The sequence below is a fragment of the Desulfosporosinus cupriresistens genome, assembly GCF_001707885.1.
Classification (GTDB): Bacteria; Bacillota; Desulfitobacteriia; order Desulfitobacteriales; family Desulfitobacteriaceae; genus Desulfosporosinus.
Map to the genome: position 1 here is coordinate 1 of NZ_MASS01000095.1, position 7,633 is coordinate 7,633.

6 protein-coding genes are annotated in these 7,633 nt (G+C 43.5%); all 6 read right to left on the reverse strand.

Translation table 11 applies throughout. The features are described from left to right. Positions 1-136: 136 nt before the first annotated feature. Entirely contained in the window at positions 137-1,183 is a 1,047-nt protein-coding gene (hydE, locus tag DSBG_RS20755) for a [FeFe] hydrogenase H-cluster radical SAM maturase HydE (RefSeq protein WP_083237014.1), read from the reverse strand. A 120-nt stretch (positions 1,184-1,303) separates the two neighbouring features. Beyond that, positions 1,304-2,551, reverse strand: coding sequence for a [FeFe] hydrogenase H-cluster maturation GTPase HydF (gene hydF / locus DSBG_RS20760; RefSeq protein WP_068966814.1), 1,248 nt, complete (start codon positions 2,549-2,551; stop codon positions 1,304-1,306). A gap of 131 nt (positions 2,552-2,682) precedes the next feature. Then, positions 2,683-4,098 (reverse strand): aspartate ammonia-lyase, encoded by a 1,416-nt coding sequence (locus DSBG_RS20765; protein WP_068966818.1) that lies wholly within the window; start codon positions 4,096-4,098, stop codon positions 2,683-2,685. 80 nt (positions 4,099-4,178) lie between these two features. Further along, on the reverse strand, positions 4,179-5,594 hold the full coding sequence (gene hydG / locus DSBG_RS20770; RefSeq protein ID WP_068966820.1) for a [FeFe] hydrogenase H-cluster radical SAM maturase HydG: 1,416 nt from the start codon (positions 5,592-5,594) through the stop codon (positions 4,179-4,181). Positions 5,595-5,596: 2 nt separating this feature from the next. Next, the gene (locus DSBG_RS20775; RefSeq protein WP_068966822.1) at positions 5,597-5,851 is read right to left on the reverse strand and encodes a TM1266 family iron-only hydrogenase system putative regulator; all 255 of its coding nucleotides are present in this window, start codon (positions 5,849-5,851) and stop codon (positions 5,597-5,599) included. 433 nt (positions 5,852-6,284) lie between these two features. Then, positions 6,285-7,633, reverse strand: a 1,349-nt coding sequence (locus DSBG_RS20780; RefSeq protein ID WP_068966824.1) for a [FeFe] hydrogenase, group A, incomplete at its 5' end; no start/stop codon positions are given.

Here is a 7,633-nt window from a genome sequence, read left to right on the forward strand (position 1 = left end):
GTACCCAAAGCGTTAATCACGTGTTAACACCTAGTCAATAGTCATGCGTGACGCACAAGGAAAAGAGCCATACTTTACCATATGGCTCTTTTCCTTGTACTTAAAATATGAAGAAAACATTGTTTCTACTCCCTCTTCACCGTGAAACAAACTGCTGACTATCCCCTCTGCCCAGATCAACATCAAAGCCCGCCGCCTGAATTTTACGCTCGATGCAATATCGGCAATCTTCAGGATGATCATCCCCACAAATCTTGTTTTCGTAAAGTTCATATTGTTTCCTGACCGACGTAGGGGTAATAATCGGCATGACAACATTGGCACCTGCTTCCAAGGCGAGCTCCCTGCCTTGGGGATTCAGAGTACCGAGTGCCGTCGTGGCCGGAATAAGGCTATCCGGAATAAGCAGTCGCGCCAAGGCCACCATCACTAACGTATCCTCGACCGTCCCGCCCTTTTCCGCTCCCAGTGGTGTCTCGCTATGCGGAATAAACGGTCCAATTCCGATCATGTCTGGATGGAATTCCTTTAAATATCGTAAGTCTTCGGCTAAATCTGCGGGTGTTTGTCCTGGCAGACCAACCATAAACCCCGCTCCCACTTGGTAGCCCAGATCCTTCAATGTACTCAGACAGGCACGGCGATCTTCAAACCGCATCGTGGGATGTAGCTTTTCATACAGTTCTTTCGAAGCTGTTTCGTGGCGCATCAGAAAGCGGTCTGCACCGGCGGCAAAGAGGCTTTGATAGGTTTCTGTTCTCCGCTCGCCGATGGATAACGTAATGGCTACCTCTGGATAACTCTTGCTAATTGCGCTGATTAGATCAACGAGAATCTCCTCTGTGTACCAAAGATCTTCCCCGCTTTGCAAGACAAACGTCCGGTAACCTAATTTATACCCTTGATCACAACAGGCTAGGATTTCCTCTAGGGTTAACCGATAGCGTTCCACCTTGGCATTGGAAGCCCTAATTCCGCAGTACAGGCAATCCTGCCGACAAATATTCGAGAACTCGATTAGCCCTCTCAAGTAAACTTTATCTCCATAATAGGCCTGTTTCGTCTTCAGTGCGTAGCTAAATAAGGCCGCTCTATCTGCATCAGTTATGTTTTCTAAGAGGTACGTGATTTCCTCTTTTGTGAGATCGTTCATTTGATAGGCTTTCTTTAGTAAATTATTCACGTCACTCACAGAACCACTCCCTCAATCTGATTTGTCCATATAAAGCTATCTATTTAATAAGTTTAATCCGATGGTTGACTGCCACTTATGATAAGTAGCTCCTAGCCCCTAAATAACCGTTCAGCATAGATCCTCTTCTTCCAATATCATCTTAGCCAGTGGGAATGGTTCAAGTGCTCTCGGAAGTAAGCCCTGAACATATGCAATGAGAATACCGTAATTGACAATGGGCACATTATGATATTTTGCACCCTCTACCCGGCTGAGCATTCCTGTTCTGTTCATCATACAGGCTCCACAATGAACGATCAGGGCATATTTCTTAATGTCATCAGTAAAAGTTGCTCCTGCGGAGAATTCAAACTCGATCTGCTTACCAGTCCGCTGACGTATCCACCGGGGTATCTTCACCTTGCCAATATCGTCCGCTTGTCGGTGATGTGTACACCCTTCAGCTATTAAAACCTTATCTCCATCCTTAAGTCTTTCGATGGCTTTAGCCCCTTTTATGAATTCTGTTAAATCTCCCTTTTGTCTGGCAAAAAGAATAGAAAATGACGTCATTAAAATATCCTTGGGGGTATCTGCCGCAACTTTTAGAAAGACCTGCGAATCGGTGATGACCAGCTTTGGCTTTTTAGCCAGATTACTTAAGGTTTCTCTCAGTTCGAATTCCTTGGTTACAATCGCCATAGCATCACTTTCTAGAATGTCTCTTATGGTCTGCTGTTGAGGAAGGATAAGCCTCCCCTTTGGAGCTGCTTTATCAATAGGAGTGACAAGTACCACAAAATCGCCTGGGTTAATTAGATCTCCTACAATTTTAAACTTATCTTCATCCTCCGAGATAACAGAGATGATAGCATTCTTTAATTCTTTAATTCCCTGATGCTGAAGAGCGGACACAGCAACTATCGGTATGGTCAGTGATTCTTGAAGATTAGTTGCTATTTTGTTAGGATCATCATTTTCAAGGGTATCGACCTTATTTAAAACCAAGATAATTGGCTTCATCTTTTCTTTGAACTTATCTATTATTAAGCTGTCTTCTTCACTAATCCCTCTCTTGACATCAACGATCAGCAGAGCCACATCTGTAATATCTAGAACCTCCAAGGTTTTCTGGATTCTGAGTTGTCCTAATTCGCCGACATCGTCTATTCCAGCTGTATCTATGATTACACACGGTCCAATCGGTAATATTTCCATTGCTTTAAATACTGGGTCAGTCGTTGTACCCTTCACGTCTGACACTATCGCTGTTTCCTGTCCTGTTATGGCATTGATCACGCTGGATTTTCCCGCATTTCTCTTGCCAAATAGCGCCAAATGGACTCTCACGCCTCTCGGAGTTTCATTCAAGCTCATCTAAATCCCTCCCCAGATCATCCTACAGCGAGACGGCCACTTCTATAAGTGGGCATTCCCCCGGTGCTCCTCTTCAAATGGGTTAAACTCCCCACCTGAAGTCCTGATGGTTTAGCTTTAGCTAAACGAGTTTACTTTCCAGGGACTCCAAGAAAGCCCGGTATTCCTGGTTTTGTGACTTCAAATGGATTTAAAATCTCATCGATTCTAGAATTAGAAAAAATCTTTTCTTCCATTATTATGTCTTTTATCGTCTTTTCTTCGCTTAAAGCTTTTCTCGCTATATAACCGGCTTTTTCATACCCTAGATGATGAACCAAAGCCGCAGCTAACGCTGCTGATTTCTCAAGAGTTTCTTGGCATTTTTCCTTATTCGCTTTAATTCCTTCAATGCACTTCTCTCTAAATATAGTGACTCCCTTATCCAGCAGTTCTAGTGATTCCAACAAACATTCCGCTATAAGAGGCATAAAGGCGTTGAGTTCGAGCTGCCCTGAAGAAGCGGCCATCGTAATAGCATAATCATTGGCCATAACTCTCATCGCAACCTGACCGATCATTTCTGGTATTACCGGGTTCACCTTTCCTGGCATAATCGTTGAACCGGCTTGCATCTGAGGAAGCTCTATTTCGCCGAACCCTCCCTTGGGACCTGAAGATAGCAATCTTAAATCATTGGATAGTTTCAAAAGGTTCGTGCTGCAGGCTTTTAAGAGTCCGGAAACTTCTACAAATACGTCATTATTTTGGGTTATATCCATGGGATAGTCGGACCTAGCCAAACCTAATCCTGTTAACTCCTGGATGGCATCCGTAACCATAAATATGTATTTGTGAGAAGCATTGACTCCGGTACCGATGGCCGTACCGCCCAGATTAATCTGCCTCAATCGTTCTTCTACCTTGTAAACCCTCCAGCGGTCTCGTTCTATGGCCTTAGCATAGGCACCAAATTCCTGGCCAAGCATCATCGGCAACGCATCCATTAGCTCAGTCCTGCCAAGTTTGAGCACATCACTGAATTCGTTTTCCTTTCCCTGCAACGCTTCCTGAAGTTCTGCAAGAGAATTGCTTAATTTTCTGAGCAGATGGATCGCAGCAATTCTCAGCGCCGTTGGATAAACGTCATTAGTCGATTGCGACATGTTAACATCATTCAGAGGATGTACAACATCATAGTCGCCTTTTATTCCACCTAATATCTCAATAGCCCTGTTAGCAATAACCTCATTTACGTTCATATTAGTTGATGTACCCGCTCCCCCTTGAAAAGCGGATACTATAAATTCATGATCGAATTTGCCTTCAATAACTTCCTCACTTGCTCGAATTATAGAATTTGCCTTATCCTCCGTCAATTGCTTTAATTGTTTATTTACCAAGGCTGCTGCCTTCTTTATTAAAGCAATTTCATAGATAAGTTTCAGATTGACACCTTTGGACCCTAAATCAAAGTTAACTTGAGCCCTTTTTGTGTTGATCCCATAAAATACATTTTGTGGGATATTCCATTCTCCAATCTGGTCCTTTTCGATTCTAAAGTTCACGTTATTTCCTCCACAAATTATGGCTTACTAATTTGCTTACATTAGTGACCTACAAAAAGCAACTATTGCATTAGGACACTTTAGAACCTTAAATCTCTCTCTCCAGCCTCAATTCTTTTCAGTTTCTCTTCGGCCGCTTTTCTGGCCGCCTCCTTAGGAATATCCATCAGTCCTTTTTCGATAACTTTTTTACCTAATTCTTTCATCTCATCATCGGCATAGTCTAAAAGAAATTCTCTAAAGGTAAGCAAAGCATTCGGTTGACAAACATTACCTATCTGTCCCGCTTTAGCCAAAGCCATAAACCTATCCCCAGTTCTTCCTTCTCGATAGCAAGCAGTACAGTAGCTTGGTATATAACCGGTTTCACACAAACTCTTAATGACTTCCATCGGCGATCGATGATCGGCCACTTCAAATTGCGGTTTTTCGCCTGTTTTATCAATTCCATGTTCCTTCGAGTAAGCGCCTACTCCTGTACATGAGCCAGCACTGAATTGTGAAATTCCTAGGGCGAGTACTTCCTCCCTAAACCCGGCCTCTTCTCTGGTCGATAATATCATACCCGTATAGGGAACAGCCAATCTTAAAACCGCGACTAATTTTTTAAATTGATCATCTGTAACTAGATAGGGCAGATCATTCAGATCCACGCCCTCAGCAGCTCTCAGTCTGGGAACAGAAATTGTGTGCGGACCAACGCCGAAGGCATCCTCGAGATGTTCAGCATGCATAAGCATCGCTATTGTTTCGTATTTGTGCTCATATAAACCGTATAATACCCCAATACCCACATCACCAATTCCAGCTTCCATGGCTCTGTCCATGGCTGTAGTATGCCAATTGTAATTATGCTTGGGACCTGTCGGATGCATTTTTTCATAAACTTCTTGATTATACGTCTCCTGGAATAGAGTATATGTACCAATGTCAGCATCTTTTAAGCGTTTATAATTCTCAACGGTCGTTGCCGCTACGTTGATGTTAATTCGCCTTATGCTTCCATTATCAAATTTCAACGAATAGATTTTCTTTATACACTCAATTACATAATCCAAGGAGCAATTGATTGGATCTTCTCCTGCCTCTATGACAATTCTTTTGTGGCCTAACGATTCTAGTATTTTCACTTCCTCTTCTAATTGTTCCATCGTCAGTTTGCTTCTCTTGAGACTCTCATTACAGGCCTGATAGCCGCAATATACACAGCCATTGACACAATAACTACTAATATAAAGGGGGGCAAATAAAACGATTCTCTTGCCATATATTCTTTCCTTTATTTCTTTGGCAGTCTTAAACATTTCCGCCAAAACATTAGGATCATTAATATTTAGCAGCACTGCTGCTTCTCTATGGGTCAGTCCTTGACAAGTCTTTGCTTTTTCAAGAATTGCTCTGACTAGATCCTTTTCTTTGGCCTTTTCAAATCCCTCATTCAATGATTCCCTTATTTCTTCGTCAATAATAAAATCTTTCGCCAAATACTCTTGCATTTTTATTCCTCCAATTTCTTAGTTAAGGCTGATTTAACATTTACCCCTATGATCTTCCCTAATTTACCTGTCATCGCACTAATTTCATCCGAGCTTCCCTCAACGATCAAGGAGATAATCGATATGCCCCTTTCCTTACGGGGAATCCCCATTCTGCCGACTATGATGCTGGCCAAATCATGCAACGTTTCATTAACCTTATTAGCGCTTTCAAATTCTTCAATCACGATGCCTATGACGCCTATTCTCTTATCCATGTTTTGTTTCCTCCAAATATAGAAAACTTGGCTAGCGCCCACGAAGACACTGTCTTTGCACGTGTTAGCTTAGCGGAGAAGCGCTGGCCAAGGATGGCCGAGTGTCCCTGTAGCCATGACTCGAACAGGACGTTCGAGATTAGAGCATCGCCAAGGATGGCAAGGTGCCGTGATGGCGAGAAGGCCCTTCCAGAATATTTATCTTATATTTTCTGACTGGTACTCGCCGTTTATACTTCTAAAATAGCTAAGGTGCCTTCTTACAACAGTAAGAAGGCACCTTAGCTATTAACCTTCTCCTTTTGCTCAGAATAATCCTTACAATCAGGTGTAGTTTTTCGGTTTGTGGGATCCACTCTGCCAGATAACTCCAACACAACAGATAAATCCACTCCCTATAAAATTTTTTAGACAAGCTTAAACATAGTCTATTCTAGATTTTCTTTCGTGCCGTATAGCTGGTATGCAGCAATTGATGCGCTTTCTTCCCATAGGGTTCGCCCAAGAAGTCTTTATATAGACCAATAATAGCCAGATTTTCATGCGACTTGCGCAAGGGTTTGGCACGGTCTTCGCGGTAAATAGCGGAAGCTCGCTCTTTAAGAATTTCCATGTTGCCATGATGATAGGGTTGACCGCCGCCCCCGATACAGCCGCCCGGGCAAGCCATAATCTCTATGACGTCATAATTGCTTTCCCCAGCTTGTATTTTCTCCAGAACAGTGCGGGCATTACCCAGACCATGGATAACAGCAATCCGATAATCGCGTCCGGCTATCGGGATGACCGCCTCCTTGATTCCATCCATTCCCCGGAGAGCCTCGAACTCCACTTTCTCTAACATTTCGCCAGTTAGAACCTCATAGGCCGTTCGTAGGGCCGCTTCGAGAACTCCGCCTGTCGCTCCAAAGATGACGGCAGCACCTGTTGATTCTCCCAAGGGATGATCAAACTCTTGATCTTTAAGATGATCAAAATGAATGCTGGCTTCCCTGATCATACGAGCTAATTCACGTGTGGTGATAACGATGTCTACATCCGCGGTTTCTGCTCCTTGTGCTAGTTCAGGGCGGGCTGCTTCGTATTTTTTGGCGACGCAGGGCATCACGGAAACAACGGTTATCGTTTTAGGATCAATACCTAACGTTTTAGCGTAATAACTTTTGGTTAAGACACCTAACATCTCATGAGGGGATTTGCAGGTTGAAGGAATGTCTAAGAGATCGGGGAATTGATGTTCGAAGAATTTGACCCAAGCTGGGCAACAACTCGTGAGCAGCGGCAATCGCCCGCCATGTTTTATACGGTGAACAAGCTCTGTTGCTTCCTCCATAATGGTTAAATCAGCAGCAAAGTCCGTATCAAAGACGCGGTCAAATCCGAGTCGCCGCAAAGCCGCAACCATTTTGCCAGTGACAATTGTCCCTGGTTCTAAATCAAATTCTTCACCCAGAGCAACCCGTACGGCCGGTGCAGTTTGTACTACGACAAATTGGTTGGGATCGTTGAGGGCTTTCCAAACTTTATCCACTTGATCCAATTCAGTTAAAGCACCTGTTGGACATACCGCCAGACATTGTCCACAGAACGTGCAAGCAGTTTGGTTAAGCGGTAGATTAAAGGCTGTTTTAACCACCGTCTCGAAACCACGCCCTACCGCAGAGTATACGCCAACTGTCTGAACTTCATTACACATCGTTTCACAGCGGCGACAGCGAATACATTTGTTAGGATCTCGGACAATCGAAGAACTCGACTGGTCAATTTCAAACTCTGATTCTG